This is a genomic window from Nostoc sp., from assembly GCF_036917155.1.
Classification (GTDB): Bacteria; Cyanobacteriota; Cyanobacteriia; order Cyanobacteriales; family Nostocaceae; genus Nostoc.
Genome location: NZ_JBALDZ010000033.1, coordinates 1 through 20,787, shown reverse-complemented (window position 1 = coordinate 20,787; position 20,787 = coordinate 1). Strand labels below are relative to the sequence as shown.

The 20,787-nt window shown below is 41.0% G+C and carries 20 protein-coding genes; 7 read left to right on the top strand and 13 right to left on the bottom strand.

All coding sequences use genetic code 11. The annotated features are described in order from the left end of the window. Positions 1 to 78 precede the first annotated feature (78 nt). The 9 genes from V7K67_RS05975 to kdpB all read right to left on the bottom strand — a co-directional run bounded on the left by V7K67_RS05975 (position 79) and on the right by kdpB (position 8,939). The gene (locus tag V7K67_RS05975) at positions 79 to 1,257 is read right to left on the bottom strand and encodes a hybrid sensor histidine kinase/response regulator (protein ID WP_334730127.1); all 1,179 of its coding nucleotides are present in this window, start codon (positions 1,255 to 1,257) and stop codon (positions 79 to 81) included. Between the two features lie 149 nt (positions 1,258 to 1,406). Continuing rightward, a complete protein-coding gene (locus V7K67_RS05970) occupies positions 1,407 to 1,604 on the bottom strand; it encodes a hypothetical protein (protein ID WP_334730126.1) in 198 nt (65 codons plus the stop codon). A gap of 53 nt (positions 1,605 to 1,657) precedes the next feature. After that, positions 1,658 to 1,846 carry a sensor histidine kinase gene (locus V7K67_RS05965; protein WP_442943768.1) on the bottom strand — a complete coding sequence of 63 codons (189 nt, stop codon included), beginning with the start codon at positions 1,844 to 1,846 and terminating at the stop codon, positions 1,658 to 1,660. A 218-nt stretch (positions 1,847 to 2,064) separates the two neighbouring features. Further along, a complete protein-coding gene (locus V7K67_RS05960) occupies positions 2,065 to 2,541 on the bottom strand; it encodes a sensor histidine kinase (RefSeq protein WP_442943766.1) in 477 nt (158 codons plus the stop codon). A 494-nt stretch (positions 2,542 to 3,035) separates the two neighbouring features. After that, positions 3,036 to 3,365: a hypothetical protein gene (locus V7K67_RS05955; protein ID WP_334707092.1), complete on the bottom strand. Its 330-nt coding sequence runs from the start codon at positions 3,363 to 3,365 to the stop codon at positions 3,036 to 3,038. Between the two features lie 486 nt (positions 3,366 to 3,851). After that, positions 3,852 to 4,463: a K(+)-transporting ATPase subunit C gene (gene kdpC, locus V7K67_RS05950; RefSeq protein WP_334730125.1), complete on the bottom strand. Its 612-nt coding sequence runs from the start codon at positions 4,461 to 4,463 to the stop codon at positions 3,852 to 3,854. Between the two features lie 23 nt (positions 4,464 to 4,486). Beyond that, positions 4,487 to 6,199 (bottom strand): potassium-transporting ATPase subunit KdpA, encoded by a 1,713-nt coding sequence (gene kdpA / locus V7K67_RS05945; protein ID WP_334730124.1) that lies wholly within the window; start codon positions 6,197 to 6,199, stop codon positions 4,487 to 4,489. A 152-nt stretch (positions 6,200 to 6,351) separates the two neighbouring features. After that, entirely contained in the window at positions 6,352 to 6,618 is a 267-nt protein-coding gene (gene kdpF / locus V7K67_RS05940; protein WP_334707089.1) for a K(+)-transporting ATPase subunit F, read from the bottom strand. A 239-nt stretch (positions 6,619 to 6,857) separates the two neighbouring features. Beyond that, positions 6,858 to 8,939 carry a potassium-transporting ATPase subunit KdpB gene (kdpB, locus tag V7K67_RS05935; RefSeq protein ID WP_334707088.1) on the bottom strand — a complete coding sequence of 694 codons (2,082 nt, stop codon included), beginning with the start codon at positions 8,937 to 8,939 and terminating at the stop codon, positions 6,858 to 6,860. Positions 8,940 to 9,758: 819 nt separating this feature from the next. Here kdpB and V7K67_RS05930 point away from each other — a divergent pair. The 4 genes from V7K67_RS05930 to V7K67_RS05915 all read left to right on the top strand — a co-directional run bounded on the left by V7K67_RS05930 (position 9,759) and on the right by V7K67_RS05915 (position 13,975). Further along, entirely contained in the window at positions 9,759 to 10,862 is a 1,104-nt protein-coding gene (locus V7K67_RS05930; RefSeq protein WP_334730123.1) for a sensor histidine kinase, read from the top strand. Position 10,863: 1 nt separating this feature from the next. After that, the gene (locus V7K67_RS05925) at positions 10,864 to 11,547 is read left to right on the top strand and encodes a response regulator transcription factor (protein ID WP_334730122.1); all 684 of its coding nucleotides are present in this window, start codon (positions 10,864 to 10,866) and stop codon (positions 11,545 to 11,547) included. Further along, positions 11,534 to 11,683, top strand: coding sequence for a hypothetical protein (locus V7K67_RS05920; protein WP_334707085.1), 150 nt, complete (start codon positions 11,534 to 11,536; stop codon positions 11,681 to 11,683). Before V7K67_RS05925 ends, V7K67_RS05920 begins: the two co-directional genes overlap by 14 nt. 117 nt (positions 11,684 to 11,800) lie before the next feature. After that, positions 11,801 to 13,975, top strand: coding sequence for a DEAD/DEAH box helicase (locus V7K67_RS05915; RefSeq protein WP_334730121.1), 2,175 nt, complete (start codon positions 11,801 to 11,803; stop codon positions 13,973 to 13,975). A 196-nt stretch (positions 13,976 to 14,171) separates the two neighbouring features. Here V7K67_RS05915 and V7K67_RS05910 read toward each other — a convergent pair whose 3' ends face one another. Further along, positions 14,172 to 15,350, bottom strand: coding sequence for a DNA double-strand break repair nuclease NurA (locus tag V7K67_RS05910; protein WP_334730120.1), 1,179 nt, complete (start codon positions 15,348 to 15,350; stop codon positions 14,172 to 14,174). A 1,247-nt stretch (positions 15,351 to 16,597) separates the two neighbouring features. Beyond that, positions 16,598 to 17,077, bottom strand: coding sequence for a hypothetical protein (locus tag V7K67_RS05905; RefSeq protein ID WP_334730118.1), 480 nt, complete (start codon positions 17,075 to 17,077; stop codon positions 16,598 to 16,600). Between the two features lie 626 nt (positions 17,078 to 17,703). On the opposite strand from V7K67_RS05905, the gene V7K67_RS05900 reads away from it, so the two are divergent. Beyond that, complete coding sequence (locus V7K67_RS05900; RefSeq protein WP_334730117.1) at positions 17,704 to 18,342, top strand: histidine phosphatase family protein; 639 nt, start codon at positions 17,704 to 17,706, stop codon at positions 18,340 to 18,342. A 148-nt stretch (positions 18,343 to 18,490) separates the two neighbouring features. On the opposite strand, the gene V7K67_RS05895 is transcribed toward V7K67_RS05900, so the two are convergent. Then, the gene (locus V7K67_RS05895; RefSeq protein ID WP_334730116.1) at positions 18,491 to 18,763 is read right to left on the bottom strand and encodes a hypothetical protein; all 273 of its coding nucleotides are present in this window, start codon (positions 18,761 to 18,763) and stop codon (positions 18,491 to 18,493) included. Positions 18,764 to 19,011: 248 nt separating this feature from the next. Further along, positions 19,012 to 19,347, bottom strand: a complete 336-nt coding sequence (locus tag V7K67_RS05890) for a hypothetical protein (RefSeq protein ID WP_335165613.1) — start codon at positions 19,345 to 19,347, stop codon at positions 19,012 to 19,014. 233 nt (positions 19,348 to 19,580) lie between these two features. Between V7K67_RS05890 and V7K67_RS05885 the strand changes: the two genes are divergently transcribed. Continuing rightward, positions 19,581 to 19,835, top strand: coding sequence for a hypothetical protein (locus V7K67_RS05885; protein WP_334730114.1), 255 nt, complete (start codon positions 19,581 to 19,583; stop codon positions 19,833 to 19,835). A gap of 103 nt (positions 19,836 to 19,938) precedes the next feature. Continuing rightward, positions 19,939 to 20,388, top strand: a complete 450-nt coding sequence (locus V7K67_RS05880; RefSeq protein ID WP_335165611.1) for a P pilus assembly/Cpx signaling pathway, periplasmic inhibitor/zinc-resistance associated protein — start codon at positions 19,939 to 19,941, stop codon at positions 20,386 to 20,388. Positions 20,389 to 20,787: the final 399 nt, after the last annotated feature.

Sequence of the window (20,787 nt, the reverse complement as noted above, 5' to 3'; positions counted from 1 at the left end):
CAAGTTAAAAGTTAAAAGAAATATTGAATTTATCTTTCTTTTTACTTTTTACTTGGTTCTTTTTACTTGTATGCCCAATCATTCCAGTGGTAAAGTCACAATTACTGTTGTGCCAACACCCTGCTCACTTTCTAATTGAATATGACCACCATGTAGCTCCACACATTTTTTCACTATAGTGAGTCCTAGTCCTGTTCCTTGAATTACACCCACATTACTGGCGCGATAGAAGGTTTGAAACAGACGAGCTTGGTCTTTGAGGGGAATGCCCATTCCCCGATCTTTTACCTGGAAAGTTGCGAGGCGATCTTGGCAAATTAAATCAAACCAAATAGTGCTATGTTGAGGGGAATATTTGATGGCATTGGAAATCAAATTGGTTAAGATGCAATTTAGTAGGTCTTCATCCATTTCGGCTTGGGTAGATTCTCCTTGACAAGTAAAGATAATACTGTGCTGACTACCTGCATTGATTTGAAGAATATCTGTCAGTTCGCTACAAAAATTTTCTAAATTTAAAAGTGTGGGTTTGTATTCGAGTTTGGCTGCTTCCGTTTTACTCAAGAACAATATCTCATCTAAGAGATGAAGCATTTGGTTTATAGCATTTTGTATACGATCAAAATATTTAGTTTTCCGGTCATCAGTTAGTTTATCACTGTTATATTCCAGGATATCTACAGCCGTCCGAATTGTAGTCATAGGGGTGCGAAACTCATGGGAAACCATTGCTACAAAGTTTGACTTTAACTCGTTGAGTTCCTGTTCCTTTGCTAGGGCTTGACGGGTGCGTTCTTCACTTTCCCGTAGTTGGTTAAGAATTTCGCTCCTTTCAATTGCATAGCGAATAGCACGCACTAACCTTTGTATAGTGATTTGATCTTTAACGAGATAGTCTTGTGCGCCTTCTGCTAATGCTTGCATTGCTAAGTCTTCATCATCAAGACCTGTTAACACCACTACTGGAATATCGGGTACTGCTGCCCGAAATTCTTTCAACGTATCCAATCCAATAGAGTCTGGTAGGCTGAGGTCTAACAAAACTAGGTCGAATCTGCGTTGTCTTCGACTCACTATCTGAGAATTATCAAGGGTGGATGCAGAGTTTTCTCTGCTAGCATCTATTGCCTCAGATAGCCGTTCAACATGTAACATCTGCCATTGTTCTTGATCTGCATGTAAAAATATCCGGCGTAGCAGATGGGCATCACTAGCACTATCTTCTACTAATAGAATATGAATGGTGAACTTTTCCATAGTACAGGGTTATATCAATTTGTTAGATAATCACCTGATTTTCTATTTGTTAGACAGGGGTTAATTGTCTAGTTTTATAAGTAACAGTTGAAATTTCCAACCCAATTACTTTTGTGGTAATGTTGCTGCTATCAGCCAGAAATCTTTGATTAGCTGCACAACTTGAATAAACTGGTAGACATCAATCGGTTTTGTGACATAGCAATAGCACTTTCACCATCTTCAACCCAGTGCAAGTTGTTGGCGATTTGAGCATTTGAAAAGCCTTTGATGCTTAGGTTAGCATCACTAGGAGAGTCTTCAACTAGCAAAACTTCAATAGGTCGCAATGCTTGACGATCAATCATGCAGTTATTAGTAAGCTATTAGGCAGATGTACAGTATATATACTAAAGATACCTTAATTTGCGTTGAGGGTAAGATGGAATACTGTTCCTATGCCTGGTTCCGATTCAGCCCAGATGCGACCACCATGCCGCTCGACGATTTTTTTGCAGATAGCTAGACCAATGCCTGTACCAGGAAATTCTCGACGAGTATGAAGACGGCGGAAAACCTCAAAAATCTGCTCAAGATACTGAGGCTTAATACCGATGCCATTATCTTGTACCCAGATGAGCCACTCGGAGTGCTGAGTGAGGAGTGAGGAGTGAGGAGTGAGGAGTGGGGAGTGGGGAGTGGGGAGTGGGGAGTGGGGAGTGGGGAGTAGGAAGTGAGGAGTGGGGAGTAGGAAGTAGACATCTGGTGAAAATGAATGTAGAGACGTAGCAGTGCTACGTCTCTACAAGGATTCTGGATAACGCATATTTAATTTCTGGAGATGTCTAGTGGGGAGTTAGGTTTTTCTTCTGCCTCCCCTGCTCCCCCTGCTTTTCTGAGGATGGCGCCAATGTGAATCTGGGGTGGCTCCTGTCGGCAAAACTTGATAGCATTGCTGATCAGATTTTGGAACAACTGCACCATTTGGGTTTTGTCTGCGTACAACTTTGGCAAAGGTTCATGGGTGATGATGGCTTTGCTTTGAGCGATCACTACATGTAAATTATTAAGAGCTAGACTGAGTGCAGTATTACAGTCAACAAGGACAAATTCTTGACCGCGAGTCCCCACGCGAGAATAAACTAGCAAGTCTTGAATCAAGTGCTGCATCCGCTTTGCGCCGTCGATAATATAACCAAAGTATTCTTGGGCAGACTCATCTAGACGGTCTTGATATTCATTTTCTAATAATTGGGTATAGCCTGTCACGGCTCGTAATAGTTCTTGTAAATCGTGGGAAGCCACATAGGCAAATTGTTCTAACTCTTGGTTAGAGCGTTTTAGTTCCTCATTTAGCTTTTGTAATTCCGCCGTCCGTATCTGTACTTTGATTTCTAATTCCTCATTAGCTTTTTGTAGTGCAAGTTGTGCAAGGTTGCAATCGCGCAGAGCAATTTGTTGTTCTGTAATATCGGTGTGAGTACCTACCCACTCTTGAATCTCGTCATTGGCATTCAGGACGGGAACTGCCCGCGCGGCAAAAAATCGATAGCTACCATCTGCAACCTGTAGGCGATGCTCACTAAAAAAGCGATCGCGCTATATCGATTCTCGGTTAAGTTTCCCCTTGAAAAAAGCATAAATCTTCTATGCCTCGAAAAACCCCTCCTCCATCCCACTCTATTCTTGAAACTCCACTGACTCGTTAATTAAGTCGCTCTCTTGCTGCTGTCTACTATCTATTCACAATGTATACCCAGAGAGCTTTTTTACCATCTCTCCGACTTTTCAAACAACCTCTAAGGAGTTTTCTTCCAGATTTTTTCTAGGGTTTCAATCTGTTTTTTTCTTTGAAGACTCAATTTTTTTTCACTCTCAGTTGTTTCTTTTGGAATTTTGTTTAAGGCTTCAATTTCTCGGATAATTTTTAATGCTTGCTGCTGACACTCCTTTTGACATTTTCTATATCTAAGAACGCAACCTAAAGTAATACCAGTAATCGCCAAAGTAACTAAGATTCCTGCAATACTGATATTTTTATCTGTTTGGTTTGTATATTTTACCTGGCTAGGTTGAACAATGATGGCAATAGGAAGAGTTGGGGGTTGGTTAAAGTCTTGGAAATTCATAGCTGCCTGAAAGATGATTTTTAATGTAAAATTTATAAAAATTTAGCTATAAGTCAATAGAGTTCAGTTAAGCTTCTCTTCCTTCTCTTCCTTTGCGTCCTTTGCGGTAGCCTGCGGCAAGCCGCTCCGCGTCTACGTTCAAAAAAAATCACTTTGACAAAGAGTAAAGCCTTAACTGAACCGTATTGAGCTATAAGTAAGCATTAACAAAAATCAGCATCGCCCAAGAATACAGCTACTTTTGCGCCAGTTCTGCACTTTCAGCCCTCGCAGGTAAGTAATGCCAAGTTTGTGTTTTCGGGTCAAAGATGGTGACGGATGCGATAGAACTATCTGCAAGTGAGGTTACAGAAGCAACTAAATCTGGTTCATGTTTTAACCTAGTTAGATCATGGCTAAGACGGGGAGTAGGGAATGGGGAGTGTAGTTCAATTATTTGAAAAGCGCTTTAACTTTATTCCCCCCTTATTTCCTCAGTCCCAGTCCCTATTTATCCAAAGCCAAATTCAGTTTGAGAACATTGACGCGGGGTTCTCCTAAAAATCCCCACTGCCGTCCTGTGGTATTGTCACTGATTAATTTTTGCACTTCTGCTACAGGTTTATTGCGGGCTTTAGCTACGCGAGATGCTTGGAGGTTGGCGTTGGCAATGGATATATCAGGATCTAAACCAGAAGCAGAGTTAGTGACTGCATCAATTGGTACAGGGGTGTTATCCGCTAAACCATTTTCTTTGCGGTAGGCTGTGACTGCACCTTTGACTGCATCAATCAATTTCTTATTAGTGGGGCCATAATTGGTTGCACCACTGTTAGCAGCATTATAGGGTTGAGCATCAGTCCCACCAGTTTTGGTTGTAGCGCTAGGACGGGGATGGAAGTATTTAGGCGCAGCGAAATTTTGACCAATGAGTTCAGAACCAATCACTTTGTTATTGACAGTGATTAAGCTACCTTGGGCTTGGTAAGGGAACAAAAGATTGGCAACCACCGTAGTTGCAAGTGGATAGACGATACCGCAAAGCAAGATAAACCAAAGGGCGGTAGTGATTGCAGGTATCAGCAAGCTAATTATGGGTGAACGAGATTGAATTGCCATTGGGAATAGTTCCTGAATTTAAGTTAAAAAGATTTGCCAGATGCTAGCTCAAAGTGTTCTGATATTGGGCCAAGAGCCAAAGCTGGGAAAAACGTCAATCCACCAACAATTAATATCGAAGCTAATAACAGCACTCCAAAGAACACGGTGTTTGTAGACATAGTACCCGTGGTTTTTGGTACTCTAGGTTTAACAGCCAAGTAGCCAGCAACGGCTAACATGGGCAATACAGGAGCTAAAAATCTTCCTAGCAATATCCCTATCCCTAGTACAGTGTTGTAGAAAGGAGTATTACCGTTGAGTCCACCAAAGGCTGACCCATTATTAGCCGTTACTGATGTGAAAGCATATAAAATTTCAGTAAACCCGTGAGCATCTGGGTTATTTAAACTGTCTAATGCTTTCGGCCAAACAAGTGCCAGTCCGACTCCGATTAAAATTGTAAAGGGGTGAGCTAGTAAGGCTAAAGATACAAGTTTGACTTCTTTAGCTTCAATTTTTTTGCTCAAAAATTCTGGGGTACGTCCTACCATCAACCCTACAAGAAAGACGGTGACAGCAGCGTACATAATTAAGGTAATCAGCCCGACACCTTTACCACCAAAAACTACATTCAGCAGCATTTCCGAAAGCGCCGCAAAGCCTCCCATTGGTGTGAGACTATCATGCATGGCATTGACACTACCTGTAGTAGCGGCTGTGGTAGCAGTGACAAATAAGCTAGTTTGAGCAATGCCAAACCTGACTTCCTTACCTTCAAAATTGCCGCCACTTTGCAAAGCTGATAAGGTTTGGTCAGCCCCGACTTCAGTTAACAACGGATTCCCAATTTGTTCAGCCGGCAGGATGATTGCTAAAAATCCCATGAATAAGGCGGTGAATACCCCAAAAAATATCCATCCTTGTCGCCGCGCTCTTACCATTGTTCCAAAGGTGTAGGTGAGTGCTGGAACAATCAGCAACATTGACATAATCTCTAGGGAATTTGTCAAAGCAGTTGGGTTTTCAAAGGGATGGGCTGAATTCACGTTAAAGAATCCACCGCCGTTTGTACCAATTTGCTTGATCGACTCTAAACTAGCAACAGGACCACGAGCAATGGTTTGAGTAGCACCTTCTAGAGTAGTTGCGATCGCAGCCGGAGCCAATGTCTGAGGTACTCCTTGCCAAACATAGACTAGCGACAACACAAAACAAATCGGTAGAAACAATCGATAAATTGCCCTAGTCAAATCTACCCAAAAGTTACCCAGATTATTGACACCGTTTTGACTCAATCCCCTAATGACTGCAACCCCAGCCGCTAAACCTGTTGCTGATGAAGTAAACATCAAACAGGTAATCATTACCATCTGATTAAAATAAGAAAGGGTTGTTTCACCGCCATAGTTTTGCCAATCAGTGTTAGTAACAAAAGAAATTGCAGTGTTAAACGCCAATTCTGCCGTTGGTGCTGGAGAAATTTTATCGGGATTGAAAGGCAAAATATCTTGAAGTCGTAGTGTTGCATAAAACAACAACACCAAAACTAAATTAGAGATTACAATCGCCTGACTATAGCGTTGCCAAGTCATTTGTTCTTCAGGATTTATCCCTAGAAATCGATAGGTGTAACGCTCTAATACCGTATCTGTCTCATCAGTGAAAATCTTAATTAAGTATTTGCCGATTGGGATAACAAAAGCAAACCCAATAATTAAGATAATGATTAGCAGTTGCAAGATGTTCAATATCATACAAATTGATTCCCTACAGCGTCTCAAACGCTCTAATTAAACCAAAAAGACCTAAAAAGCTGACTAAAATAACCACCACGTAAATTAAATCGTTCATAAGTTCTATATTTGGGGACTGGGGATTGGGGATTGGGGATTTATCCCCAACCAGCTTAAAAGCGTTGGGGTTGTAACATCACCATGAATAGATAAATTGCTAACGCTACTGTCACAAGTCCCAGCACACCGATCGCATAAGCACTTCCCCGCGAAATTGTTTCTCCGCTTGCTGCAAAGACAACAGGGGCAAGAACTGCATTTAAACAGAGAGCAAGAAATATTTTGAAAGAAATAGAGCGATACAATTTTGGCGATCGCAGTACCTCTGTCTCATCACTCAATTGACTTACTATCTTATTAACTAACTTAATTTTCGTCATATATTCAAAGCCTCATGAATGTTTATATCCTTGCGTCTATGCGTGAGCTTTTAATATTCATAGACAGACACAAATAAAATGCTTATTTGGGAGATTCAAAAAGTGAACTTTTTGTGAAAGGGCGTTATTTAATTTAGAAAAAAAATAAGTATTCTTCACTCTTCCTGTCTGCGGCTAAAGCGCATTTGCATGAAGTTAAATCAACAACGCCGATGAAAGACAAATGCTCAAAAAACTAACTATGATAACCCAATCGCCACAATAATCACATCAATGATTTTGATGCCAATAAATGGAGCAATTACACCACCAACGCCATAGATATAAACGTTGCGTTGCAATAGTTGATCGGCTGTGAGAGGTCGGAATTTAACACCCTTAAGCGCTAGTGGAATCAGCGCGGGAATAATCAGTGCGTTAAAGATCAAAGCAGACAGAATCGCCGATTGCGGACTTGCTAAACCCATAATGTTTAAACTGCCAAGTCCAGCAGTAGTAAACAAAGCGGGAATAATTGCAAAGTATTTAGAGATATCGTTAGCGACTGAAAAGGTAGTCAGTGCGCCTCTGGTAATTAGTAACTGCTTACCAATTGTCACAATATCTATCAACTTTGTGGGGTCAGAATCCAAGTCCACCATATTGGCAGCTTCTTTGGCTGCTTGTGTACCAGAGTTCATCGCCACACCTACATTGGCCTGAGCAAGTGCCGGTGCATCATTAGTACCATCACCAGTCATTGCTACTATTTTATTTTCCGCTTGTTCAGCTTGAATAACTCTCATTTTATCTTCTGGTGTAGCCTCAGCAATGAAGTCATCTACACCAGCTTCTTGGGCAATCACAGAAGCAGTAATTCGATTGTCTCCTGTCAACATGATGGTGCGAATACCCATGCGCCGCAGTTGTTCAAATCGTTCACTAATCCCCGGTTTGACAATATCTTTCAAATAAATCACACCGTAGATTTTTTGATTTTGACAAATGGCCAGGGGAGTACCGCCTAATCGAGAAACTTTTTCATAAGCTTGATCTAGTTCAGGACTTAAGGAACCGCCACAAGAACGAACAAATCCTTTAATGGAATCAACTGCTCCTTTTCTAACTTGTTGTCCATCTGGTAAGTTTGTGCCACTCATCCGAGTTTTAGCAGTGAACTCAATCCCTTCTGCTTTACTTTCGTCAAAGTTGATCTCTGCGCCTAACTGCCGCGCTAGTCTAACAATGGATTTCCCTTCTGGTGTTTGGTCAAACAAGCTAGAAGCTAAGGCAACTTCGGCTACCTGTTCTAAAGTGTAACCATTAACCGGTATAAACTCTTCAGCTAGGCGATTACCAAGGGTTATAGTACCAGTTTTATCCAAAATCAGAGTGTTTACATCTCCACAGGCTTCAACCGCTCTACCAGAAGTCGCTATCACATTAAATTGGGCTACTCTATCCATCCCTGCAATCCCAATTGCACTTAATAAACCACCGATGGTGGTGGGAATCAAGGCTACAAGGAGTGAAATTAAGTTGGCGATACTCACCGGACTTTGACGATAGTTAGCAATTAGTGGAATTATCGCCACCACCACCAAGAAAATTAAGGTGAGTGCTGCAAGTAAGACTGTGAGAGCAATTTCATTTGGTGTTTTTGTCCGTTCTGCCCCCTCCACTAACGCAATCATCCGATCAATAAACCCTTTACCTGGATCGGCTGTAACCCGAATAGTTAGTTGGTCTGATAAAATACGTGTCCCGCCAGTCACGGAACTAGAAATATCTGTTCCTGGTTCCTTGAGTACTGGTGCTGATTCACCCGTAATGGCGGATTCATCAACGGAAGCCACACCTTCGATCACTTCCCCGTCAGCTGGGAGAATATCACCCGCAATTACTTGCACTAAATCGCCTTTACGCAGATTAGTAGAACTGACTTCTTGTAAGCCACTGGGGGTAATTTTGCGTGCTAAGGTATCAGACCTGGTGGCTCGGAGTGTATCTGCTTGGGCTTTGCCTCGTCCTTCTGCTACTGCTTCCGCAAAGTTAGCAAAGAGAAGAGTTAAAAACAGAATAACGGTAATTATCCCGTTGTAAAACCATTGATTCTTGCCTGGAACAGTACCAAACAAATTTGGAGCAACGGTAGTTAGTGCAGTGGTAATAGTCCCGACCCAGACCACAAACATCACTGGATTCCTGACCATGATTCGTGGGTCAAGTTTAACGAAAGACTCCTTAATTGCTCTTGAGTAAAGACCAGAGGTGTCAACTTTTGGATAATTATGTTGTGAGGAACGAACTCTTGAAGCAGATGGAGTTTGAGTTGAAGTCATACTTTTGATTAGATAGTCGTAACAACGGTAGAACCATAATTAACTTGCTAGATAATTGGCTACAATTACACTTTTCTCAGCTAAAAAATCTAGATGATTAGACCAGTCCGAAAACTAAACTTGACCAAATCAAGGAGATAAAATACTACCTCCATTAACTCAAATTAATATGCCAAAAGGCTAGTGTGGATTAAATCAAATATGAAATCTGGCAGATACTCAAAACCAAACAACGCTATTTATGCTTCTAAACTATCAGCAACTATATCAAAACTTGTTGCTGCGTTGATTGAAGACATATCGATGTAAATGTGTTTAAAACCCTTATACTGATTGGGTTATAAATTTTGGGAGAAGTTTATTGCACTAATAATGGACGTTATTTTTTGTTGATCATCAACTTTTGCTGATTATAAATCTTCTATTGAGCATAGAGCCTTTTTGTTAATAAGACAACGTATAAATTGATATTTAAACTAGGATATATGAAAGATATAGTTGTTTATATCCAAATTTTAGTTATATATATATGACTGTTTAGTGTGTTTATATGCCTGATAAACGCTGAACTAAGAGAACTGGCAAATAAGATTTTTTTGGACTTCTGGATTCCTGATAATTGGTGGTTAACAAGGGCTATTCTTATAAACGTCTAAATCAAAAGCATACTGTGTATAACCTGTCTCTAAACTAAGAGTATATTTTTTATTTAAATGTTATCTTGACTGTTACAAATAAAGTAAATCTTACTAAAATTAAGGTAAGGATCTAATTTCTGGCTATGTAGTTAACAAAAATGAATGAGAAAATATATCCTAAATGATATTGCTTCGAGATAAAATACTGACTAATAAATCACAATTAAGGAGATTCTCAGTCATATTTGGATTGTTTCTCACTGTCATGTTTATGGAGTTTGAGACCCCAACTGAATATGTATTTGGATATCTTTATACAGGCCCAATATTATTAACAAACTCATGGTTTGGAAGAATAGCAACTTTTAAAGTGACAGTCGTTGCTGTATGCTTAACAATTTTAAATCTTTGGTTGCCAGGAGGTGAAGTCATTCAGATATCGACAGTTACCAGTCGAGCAATTGCTTCGATGGCGTTGATTGTAACAGGTATTTTAAGCGATCGCTTACGTCGTTCTCAAGAAGCGATCGCTCTCACCCGTGCCAAGCTAGAATCCCAAGAGGAATTAGTCAAACTCAGAGAACACTTTGCCTCGGCACTCACTCATGATTTGAAAACACCGTTACTAGGAGCAATTGAGACGATTCAAGCATTTCAACAAGAAAAACTTGGCCCTGTCTTACCAGGTCAGCAACAAGTTTTAGGGACAATGGAACGCAGTCACAAGACTTCGTTGCAACTAGTAGAAACTTTGTTAGATATCTATCGCAACGATACTGAAGGCTTAAAGCTGGACTTAGCACCCGTGGATTTAACTACTTTAGCAGAAGAGGCGGCTGGCAATTTAATTAAATTAGCTGCCAATCGTCGTGTTCATCTCTCGGTTACTTATGGAGATTCTGATTGGCGACACGCACTGTGGGTTCAGGGTGATGCTTTGCAACTACAACGAGTTTTTAATAATTTGCTTGTGAATGCCATTAATCATTCCCTGCGTGGCGGTCGGGTAGAAGTTGTCTTAAAACCACAACCTTCTTATCAAGTGGTGAAAATTTTAGATACAGGTGCAGGTATCCAGGTGGAACAGTTTACTCACCTATTTGAGCGATTTTACCAGGGCCATAGCGATCGCCAAGCTAAAGGTTCTGGATTAGGGCTTTACCTGTCTCGGCAAATTATTGAAGCCCACGGAGGTATAATCTGGGCAGAGAATAGAGTCACAACTGGTGCGATGTTTGCTTTCAAACTGCCCGTTTACCCATTTCAATCTTCTCGAACTATGTGAAATGTCCTCTACTCCAATCAAAATTCTCTTAGTTGAGGACGATGAACTCTTCCGATTAGGCTTGCGTATACGATTGCAACAAGAACCAGGGTTAGAAATTACTGCTGAAACTGAAGATAGTAAAACAGCTATCGAATTAGTCAAGCAAAATCCTCTGGATGTAGTGCTGTTGGATGTGGGTTTATCAGCAATCGGGGGAATCGAGGCTTGTAGACAAATTAAGCAGCGAAATCCTAATCTGCCAATCTTAGTTCTCACATCCCATTCGCCAAAGCCCCTAATTGTGCGATTAATAGAAACAGGCGTTCAAGGATGCTGTCTTAAAGGAATTCCTGCCGAAAAATTAGTATTGGCACTGCGCTCTGTAGTTGCTGGAGCCTCTTGGTGGGATGAAACTGCAACAAAAGAGATTCGTTCTTCCTTTGTATCTGAACCGTCTCTGACTCACTCAACAAACATCTCAAAGCCTGCCAATCCCCTAACTGGACGTGAACAAGAAATTCTGTCGCTGTTGGCATCCGGAAAAAACAATCAAGAAATTGCCCTCGCACTTTATATTACACCTGGAACAGTGCGAGTTCATGTCCACGCTATTCTACAGAAATTGGAAGTCAGTAACCGTACTCAAGCTGTGGTTATTGCTTTACAAAAACGGTTATTAAAAGTAGAGAATGCCAAAAATTGAAGAAGGCAGAAGGTTTCGTTCAGATGGGGATTCAAACCCTTGGCTCCCTGCGATCGCTCAGACGAAACTCAAAAAAGTTTTCTGCACCACTAAGGCAACTAAGTCCCCACCATCTACAGCACGGCTGGGTAAATGAAGTTAAGCAGTTGTAGGGCAGCAGATAGCGGTAGAGTAATGGAACTCGTTGATTCATAATTCGAGGGTTCTGAAATACCAAGGAGTAGTTTTACTAACACTTTTATCCATCAAAAATATGAGCGATGCCTTTAGCCGACTTGCACCCTTCATCCAAGAATATATTTATCATCACCAGTGGACTGAATTACGACCAGTTCAAATTGCCGCTTGTCAAGTTATATTTGACACTGATGCTCACTTGCTAGTTACGGCTGCAACTGCTGCTGGTAAAACAGAAGCAGCTTTTCTGCCAGTTTTGACTCTATTGCATGCCAACCCTGCTGCCACCATCGGCGCATTATATATTAGTCCAATCAAAGCTTTAATTAACGATCAATTTGAGCGTCTCAATGACTTACTCAAAGAAGCAGATATTCCCGTTTGGCACTGGCACGGTGATGTTTCGCAAACTAGAAAAAACAAACTTTTAAAAAATCCGCAAGGCATTCTCCAAATTACCCCAGAATCTCTAGAAAGTTTGTTAATTAACAAAAATAACGACCTACTTCGCTTATTTGGTGATTTAAGGTTTGTCATCATTGATGAAATCCATGCCTTTATGGGTTCAGAACGCGGTTGTCAAATTATTTGCCAATTACAACGTTTAGCAAAGTTGACGCAAAAGCAACCGCGTCGTATTGGTTTATCGGCAACTCTTGGAGATTACTCAATAGCTGAAGAGTGGTTGCGTTCAGGAACAGATAAGCCAGTCATTACACCAAAAATTGATGGTATAAAACGCCAAATAAAACTATCTGTGGAACATTTTTTTATTACAGATGAAGTAGATGAATCAGAGGCGACAGATGATAAACAATATATTTTCAACCTCAGCAAGTCTCGCAAATGTCTCATATTTGCGAATAATCGCACACGTACCGAATCTGTAATTGCTTCTTTGCGAAAAATTGCCACAGAACAAGGACTACCAGATATATATCATGTACATCATGGGAGTATATCTGCTAGTTTGCGGCAAGCTGCTGAAAATGCGATGCGTGAACCCAAAAATCCAGCTGTTACTGCCGCCACTCTGACTCTAGAATTAGGTATAGATATCGGTCATTTAGAGCGAGTGATTCAATTAGAATCACCCTTGTCTGTAGCTAGCTTTTTACAGCGCTTGGGACGCAGTGGTAGAAGAGGTGAAGCTGCTGATATGCGTTTTGTATGTGCTGAAGATAAGCCATTAGCAGAAGCTTCTCTACCAGAACAAATCCCCTGGCAACTTTTACAGTGTATTGCAATAATTCAACTTTATTTAGAGGAACAATGGATTGAACCAATTAGACCTATTAAATATCCTTTGAGTTTGCTTTATCACCAAACAATGAGTATTTTAACAGCAGCAGGAGAAATTTCAGCTAATGCCCTAGCTAAACAAATTTTTAGTCTACCGCCCTTTGCTGCTATTTTAAAAGAAGATTTACAACTATTACTACGCTATTTAATTGATATTGGTCATATTCAGCATACTGAACAAGGTAGATTAATCCTGGGTTTACTAGGAGAAAAGGTAGTGAGAAAATTTCAGTTTTATGCTGTCTTTGCTGAACAGCAAGAATATATTGTTAAGCAAGGTGCAACAGAAATTGGTAGTATTGTCACGCCGCTTCCTGTTGGCAATCAGTTTGCTTTAGCTGGCAGAACTTGGGAAGTTGTAGAAGTTGACTTTAAAAAGAAGGCTATTTTTGTTAAACAATCTGAAGGTAAATCTAGTATTTATTGGCGTGGTGGTGGTGGTAATATTCATACCAAAGTTTTACAGCGAATGCAGCAAGTCTTGTTTGAGAATGTCGAGTATAGTTACTTGCAAAAAAATGCTTTACAACGTTTAAATCAAGTTCGCCAATTGGTGCAACAGGCTGGATTAGATCAGCACAATATTTTGCAATTGGAAAAAGGTAAATGCTGTATTTTTCCTTGGATGGGTACGATTGCCTATCGCACCTTAGAAAGATTACTTAATTCATACTGCCGAGAATTGTTGGAAATTACAAGTATTGGTGGAGTAAACCCCTATTATGTGACAGTTAAATTAGGCAAGGATAAATTTAAATATCTTTATCGTGAAATTGCTTCCTTGTGTGAACAAAGAATTACTTCAGAAGATTTAGTCAGTACTTCAGAAGCGCCGGAAATTCAAAAATATGATGGTTTTATTCCTCATCCACTTTTATGGAAAGCTTTTGCTAATGATTATTTGGATATGAGCGAACTCAAGCAACAAGTGGTATTATGGAGAGAATAAAAAGATAATTCGTAATTATTTAAAATAAGCTATTTTTTAATTAATATGTGGAGCGATCGCAAATCATAATTTAAGATTTTTCTAGTATTAAAAAGGTGATATCCGGCGAAAAATAAAGCGTTGGATATACTTGAAGAAGAATTCAGAATAGCTGAATTCTTCTTCAACGCAGCTTATCTACTACCTCCTACCTCCTTCACGCAATACTCCCGCGCTTTCTGGCTTCTTTGTAGGAAGTTCCCACATTTTTCAAACCAGCTTTAATCATTTGTTGTTCGAGTAGGGCAAAGAAACGCGCTCGATCGCCACCTTTTACCACTGCTTGGTTATGGGCTTCAGCGATCGCTACAGGGTAGCCGTATCCTTTTTGCACTTGTGCTAACATCAGTCCCAGTGCTTGATCTAACATGGCTGCATTCTCCGCTACCCATGCCGGAACTTCGATGCGGGCGATTTCGGTGCCAACGTGGACATAACAAAAGTAAATTGTTTGATCGCCGTAAAGTTCGAGAATGGGAGAATTACTGCGCCACAGGGTACTGCGTTGTCCTGGTTTGAGTCGGGTTGCCCAAACAGAAGTATCTCGTAACTGTTCAAAAATTTTACAAGGTACTTTTTCTAGCTGATTTGGGCAATGACTTTTACAGTCTGGCGCTGGATGAGGACAAGCCAACAAGCGTAAAAAGTTCATTGTTTCGATACTGCGAGAGGCGCTAAGATAGCCCATCAAAGGAATTCGAGCATCACGCATTTGCTGCCAAGCTTCGAGAATGGGGGGTAAAATGCGATCACGTGCATCCATCGGCAACTGTTCTAAAAACCAGTAAATTAGCGAACCATCTACCATTGCTAGCGCTGGCATTTCCCTTTGCACTGCATCACACGCCAGTTCTGCCAACACTGTAGCTTCTGAAGCAGTGCGGCGAAAACTCATCCATTCCTCAGTTCTAATTCCCCACTGCCGAGACATATATAAATCTTCTGGGCGGTAAAATACTTCTGGCAAACTATCGAGTAGTGGATGGCGATTTTGTCCGTAGTGTAAGACGACTCTGCCAATATTTAGGAGATAACAGTAAGCAATTTCGTGATGATTGGGGGCAATTTGGGAACCATCAGTAGCGATGACAGTATGAATTTTTGGGGGAACTGGAATGTCGATGCAGGTTTCTAGCGGCTCGATTGGGGTAGCATTAGCAAAGAGAATGCGCTCGCGCCATTTTTCCTGGCGATCGATTAAATCTTGTTGAGACTCGTAAGCATTTTTTAAATGTTGTTGCGCCAGTTCTAAACGCTGACGACTGGCAGCAGCTTCTAAAGTAAGATGCTGACTTAAACCCTGCATTTGCCGCGCTAGTTTTGTTAGGTCAAGCATAAAAGTAAGTGCTAAGTGAGGAGTGAATATTTATCAGTTAGAAGTTTTTCTAATTCCTGATTTTACCTACATCTTTTAAATATCTTGCTTCGTTTCCATTTTGCTAGAAAATTAAAATAATTCGTAATTGATAATGACGTTCTTATACTCATACTAACTAATATCAATTCTCTGTGAAGCTGCACATTATTTTCACCCCTCCCAACCTCCTCAAAGCATCATTACACTGATTAACAAAGGTTGTACCCCACCCTAACCCTCCCCTTATAAAGGCTACCGTGTACACACAAGTACTACCCGTATAGCTTCCAACTGTTTTAGTCCCATAAATACCCAAATTTTTGGGAACTTGAAACTCCACTTCTCTCCAGAATTTAGAGATTAGAGCAACGAAACCAAGTTTCAGGTGGAGTTTCTAGACTTGTGTGTACACCGTACCCGCATTTCTCACAAGTTTGAAATGCAGAGGGGCAGAGGGGCAGAGGGGCGGAGGGGATTGAACTTGGCACATTGAACTCTCCTCTGCTCCCCTGCTCCCCTGCACAAGCACAGGCTTTGAGCATTGGTGAGAAATCCGGGCGTAGCCTTATAAAGGGGAGGGAACTAGATTTTTTGTTTCCCTCCTTTATCTTGTTTATCCCCGATATATTGGGGGGATTAAGGGGGGTAATTCGATTTGTGTATACACTATAGCCTTGGTAAATTTGAAGATAAAGTGGAGAATAAATTGATTGCATATCCATAAGCTAAAATTAAAGTAAGAAAGCCCCTAGAGGTAAGCTAGGGGCTAAAGTTAAGCGTTATCTAGATGACCGAAAAGGGTGTGGGGTGTGGGGTGTAGGGTGTAGGAAAAGAAGGTTATCCCACACCCAACGGGTACAAGCCCCTATTTTTAAATATGGAAAAAGAAAAAGATGTATTTTGAGACACGTATGTGCAAGAAATACAGCGTCCCTTTTGAAACCCCTGATTTTAATTATGGGGTTCCCTACACCCTACACCCTATCCCCTACACCCTGTTCATGAAGGTGGATTGTCTTCCTCTTCGTCCTCATCATTTATCTGGTCAAGAATATCGTCCGTAGTGGTTACGTCAATACGTTCGCCCGTTTCGGGATTTTTCTTGTACCAGACATCAGCATCAACGTACTCGAATTCAACCTCTGGGTTATGCTCAAACCTTGATTCTTTCTTCAAGTTCCAAAAGTTTTCGGTCTAATGACTTTCTCCAACGAAATTCCCCACCCCTACCATCTTCGATAGTGACCCCATCTGTTGAACCCTCTTCCAAATCCGAAGTTGATGCCAAAAGTAGGATAAGGCGACCCATAGATGGCATAAGGGTTGTAGATGTAAGTAGGAGGAGGCGCTACGGTGTAATAACCATCTTCATTACAAACCTGAGTAGTATGTTGCACAATTGTTTTCGGTACAACAGTCTCTTGACCAGTATAAGGTAGATTAAAGTACCCATCCTCAAAACCACGGGCAAATTCACCTCCCACAGTCCGAGGTTTATAAGCAACTCTATTCCGAGCGGTTTGTTCCCCTTCTCGATAACCATCTGCATAAGCATGGGGATGATCCGCCGCCGATTCTTTGAGAACCCTGTTGTAAGTAACAGGATAACAGGAAACAATAGGATCAGCTTTAGCGGCTTGGGTAAAAAGTAAAGATGTTGAGCCAGCGATTAAGCTGAATATTGCAGCAACAACTATTTTCTTCACAGCCTTTAACCTCATTTATGCTTAATGCTCTAAGCCCTTTAACTTTAATTATAAAACCTGAATTATCAGGTGACATGAGCCAAAAATCATAAATCCCCTGTCAACACCCCTAGCCTTTAGGCATGGGGATTCTAGCCTAAAGTCTTAGGAATACCACGGCGCAATAGTTTATTGTTCCGGTTCCGGTTTCAAAGAATGCGATCGCCTAACTGCACTATCTTCTTCAACAGCAGAATAGTTGGTTTACTGATTATTGACTTTAATAATTTATATTCTGGTTTACGAACCGCAAAATTAGAGTAAACCGTAATCTTTTTTACTTGATGGAGATATGTGTAGCATCGGAATGAACTGAAGTTGGGGAATGTTGCATCTGGGTATAAAATTGCTCAGAAAGCTCAAGGAGCAGTTCAGTTTAGCTGTTTGGGGGATTCGCCAACGGTATCCGCATCCCGGCTCAAACTAGAGTACTAGCTCTTACCGCTACTTTTGATCTCGTTGACAAAAGTTTGTGAGGGAACTGACTTTTTTGGTTGATTACTTTGTCCTGATGTCACAGACTCGATTGCGAGATTGATGGTAGTTTATTTTTGCACAAACTCCTTGATCCAATCGCGATACAAGCTATGACACTCAATTTATATTTACTGCGACATGGAGAAACTACTTTTAGTCAAAAGGGTAATTTCTGCGGTGAAACTGATGCGGAGTTGACAACAGAGGGGATGCAGATGGCATCCGGTTTTGCCGATGTTTATCAAAGCTTGTTGTGGGAGGCTGTTTATGTTAGCCCGATGAAACGCACAATTGCAACTGCCAAGCCATTTTGTGATGCTATCGGTATGGATATGCAGTTGCGTGACGGACTTAAAGAAGGTAGTTACGGCGAATGGGAAAGGAAGAGTAAATCGTTTGCCCAAGAGAATTACGCAGAAAACTATGTAAAATGGTTGACAGAACCCGCTTGGAATGCCCCACTAGGTGGAGAAACTGCGGTAGATATTGCTAACCGTTCTATGCCTGTAATTGCTGAAATTCAAGAAAAACATCCCCAAGGTAATGTTTTAGTAGTTTCCCATAAAGCCACAATTCGGATTATGCTTTGCAGTTTACTGGGAATTGATTTAGGACGCTATCGCTATCGGGTGAATATTTTGGTCGCGTCGGTAAGTATGGTTAAATTTGACGTTAATGGTCCAATGCTCGAAATATTAGGCGATCGCCATCATATACCTGATCGTATTCGCTCTCGTCCGGGAACATAATAGGCATCACTCGATTTTCAAGACAAGAGGAGTGCGATAGCGCTCTAGGCGATGGTGAAAGTTCACAGAATACAAAATTTCACCCTATCTTACAGGAGATAGGGTGATGGAATGCGGGGCGATCGCAGAGCGAGTAAAAATTCAAATTTTAGTGATGAAGACGAGCTTGGCGCTCACGTAATTCACGAGCCTTTTGTTCACGAGCTTGGCGCTCACGCAATTCACGAGCTTTTTGTTCGCGAAGCTGCTGTTCATGCAATTGACGCTCACGAATTAGTTTGGCGTTATTAAAAGCAATAGTATTAGTATTTAAATGTTCATTACGAAAATTCACAATAGAAGCATTAGCATGAGTTGAAAGAGCAGCAATTGAAACAGAAGCTAATAAACCACCAAGAAGAAGAGATTTTAAGCGGTTCATATATCCTTTAGTCCTTGTTTTACTTAACTTGTATATTGCCAATATATTCTGCATAATCAAGAAAAGATATCTAGCAAATGTCACCACTTAAACATGACTAAAGTCACTAAGTACGATTGCTTTTCAGCAGGCAGTTTGTACAATCGCTCATCAATCACGTTAAAGGGAGAAAACTAAGAAGTTTTCTCCCTTTAACTAGTGGGCTTTCGCCTTCAATTACTGTGACTCTTGCTTTTTCTAATCCCCAATTATTGACCTTGATTTACTCGGCGTTCATGCTGACCTTGGTCAACTTGACGCTCATCCTGACGTTGCCCAAATCGGCGTTCACTCTGACGCTGCCCAAATCGGCGTTCACTCTGACGTTGCCCAAATCGGCGTTCATGCTGACGTTGCCCAAATCGGCGTTCATGCTGACGTTGCCCAAATCGACGCTCATGCTGACGTTGATCTACTTGACGCTCATGCTGACCTTGATCTAATCGGCGTTCATTTTCTACGGTTCCTTGAGCAGAGACTTGCTCTAAACCTGTACTGGAAGCCAATATTAGACCTAACAGACAATAACCGATAATTTTACTCATCAAAGATACGCTTTTAATGAAACATAGTTAAGCTCTAGCTTGGCATTGCAGTCAGGTCGCAGTCTTCGTTGAAAACTCTACATCTACTTAAAGTTTAGATGAAGCGCATTCGATAAGCTTCGGGTGATAACCAAGAACCATATTAAGGAGTTTTCTTTCTCTACTTGGAGGTATTGACAAAATTCACTCACTTTTAACTTATTACGAACAATGTACTAGAAAATACATAGTCAATGTGCAATGGTGTACCCGCCCAATTCAAGCGCGATCGCTTTCCCTTTTCTCGCTTGATCAGGAGAGCGAGCGATCGCAATCAAACTACTTTGCCTAATGCTGACTCAAGACGGCTGGTAAATTCAACAGGAGCATCGCCAGTGTTAATCAAACAACGCTATGGCTACCAAGAATTTCACTCCCAACCCGAACATTGGAAACTGGTGGGTTTCCTAACCTTCCCATACGCCACTATTACAAAGGTCATAGTATAAATCATGACTTTTAGCTCATTCAGTTTTGATCATAGATTCCTATGATGATGACATACACAAAAAGCAAATTTACCTCTAAAGTATGATGAAATTTAATAAGTTAATGTCTGTTCTTGCAAGTGTTGTAGCAGTAAGTGTTGTAGCAGTTCCCTTTATTGTTAAAGCAGATGCGATTCATAATGGACAGCCATTGCTAGCACAAGCTCAACAAAATTCTCACAAAAAAGAAGGCGGTCGCTGGGCAAAATTAAATCTGACTGACGCGCAAAAACAACAGCTGCGTCAAATTGAAAAAGATAGCAGGCAGCAAATCGAAGGTGTTTATACACCACAACAACTTGCACAACTGAAAGCAGCAAGAACACAGCATCAACAAGGGCAACATGCTAATCGTCATGATGTCATGAAATCTCTAAATCTAACTGATAGTCAAAAGGCTCAAATCAAGCGAATTATAACAGCGCAAAAAGCGAAGATGGACTCTGTTTTCACTCCCGAACAGAGGCAGCAACTCGAACAGCAACGCGCACAATGGCAGCAACAGCATCAGTAAGAAGTAAAAAGTAAAAAAATAATCCCCATAAATTTAAATGTGGGATGGCTTACCCACCAAGAGCCTGCGACCACTCGCAGTTTCCTCTCTTGATTGGGGGGCGCGATGCTTGCCGCCGTAGGCAGTAAGCATCGCCTAACACCTAAAATACTGCTATGGTCAATCACTACCAGATTGCCTTATATAGGACTCATATTTGATTTCTGAAAAACCAAATTGGCTAGAAGCTTGCCATACAAAGGTTTATTTCTCAGTATACTTAGCAAGATTCAAGTATGATTCCTATAGGAAAAGTTAGATTGAATGTCAGAAACCCCATGCCTAAAGGCCGGGGCTTGAAAAAGCTCTAATCTGACCAGATTAAGTCAAAACTTGACTACGTTAGAGGTAAGCGTTAAA

Excerpts from the sequence above, each read along its gene's own strand:
- V7K67_RS05975 (WP_334730127.1), bottom strand. The coding sequence starts at position 1,257 with ATGGAAAAGTTCACCATTCATATTCTATTAGTAGAAGATAGTGCTAGT.
- V7K67_RS05970 (WP_334730126.1), bottom strand. The coding sequence starts at position 1,604 with ATGATTGATCGTCAAGCATTGCGACCTATTGAAGTTTTGCTAGTTGAA.
- V7K67_RS05955 (WP_334707092.1), bottom strand. The coding sequence starts at position 3,365 with ATGAATTTCCAAGACTTTAACCAACCCCCAACTCTTCCTATTGCCATC.
- kdpC (WP_334730125.1), bottom strand. The coding sequence starts at position 4,463 with ATGGCAATTCAATCTCGTTCACCCATAATTAGCTTGCTGATACCTGCA.
- kdpA (WP_334730124.1), bottom strand. The coding sequence starts at position 6,199 with ATGATATTGAACATCTTGCAACTGCTAATCATTATCTTAATTATTGGG.
- kdpF (WP_334707089.1), bottom strand. The coding sequence starts at position 6,618 with ATGACGAAAATTAAGTTAGTTAATAAGATAGTAAGTCAATTGAGTGAT.
- kdpB (WP_334707088.1), bottom strand. The coding sequence starts at position 8,939 with ATGACTTCAACTCAAACTCCATCTGCTTCAAGAGTTCGTTCCTCACAA.
- V7K67_RS05930 (WP_334730123.1), top strand. The coding sequence starts at position 9,759 with ATGATATTGCTTCGAGATAAAATACTGACTAATAAATCACAATTAAGG.
- V7K67_RS05925 (WP_334730122.1), top strand. The coding sequence starts at position 10,864 with ATGTCCTCTACTCCAATCAAAATTCTCTTAGTTGAGGACGATGAACTC.
- V7K67_RS05920 (WP_334707085.1), top strand. The coding sequence starts at position 11,534 with ATGCCAAAAATTGAAGAAGGCAGAAGGTTTCGTTCAGATGGGGATTCA.
- V7K67_RS05915 (WP_334730121.1), top strand. The coding sequence starts at position 11,801 with ATGAGCGATGCCTTTAGCCGACTTGCACCCTTCATCCAAGAATATATT.
- V7K67_RS05910 (WP_334730120.1), bottom strand. The coding sequence starts at position 15,350 with ATGCTTGACCTAACAAAACTAGCGCGGCAAATGCAGGGTTTAAGTCAG.
- V7K67_RS05900 (WP_334730117.1), top strand. The coding sequence starts at position 17,704 with ATGACACTCAATTTATATTTACTGCGACATGGAGAAACTACTTTTAGT.
- V7K67_RS05895 (WP_334730116.1), bottom strand. The coding sequence starts at position 18,763 with ATGAACCGCTTAAAATCTCTTCTTCTTGGTGGTTTATTAGCTTCTGTT.
- V7K67_RS05890 (WP_335165613.1), bottom strand. The coding sequence starts at position 19,347 with ATGAGTAAAATTATCGGTTATTGTCTGTTAGGTCTAATATTGGCTTCC.
- V7K67_RS05885 (WP_334730114.1), top strand. The coding sequence starts at position 19,581 with ATGTGCAATGGTGTACCCGCCCAATTCAAGCGCGATCGCTTTCCCTTT.
- V7K67_RS05880 (WP_335165611.1), top strand. The coding sequence starts at position 19,939 with ATGTCTGTTCTTGCAAGTGTTGTAGCAGTAAGTGTTGTAGCAGTTCCC.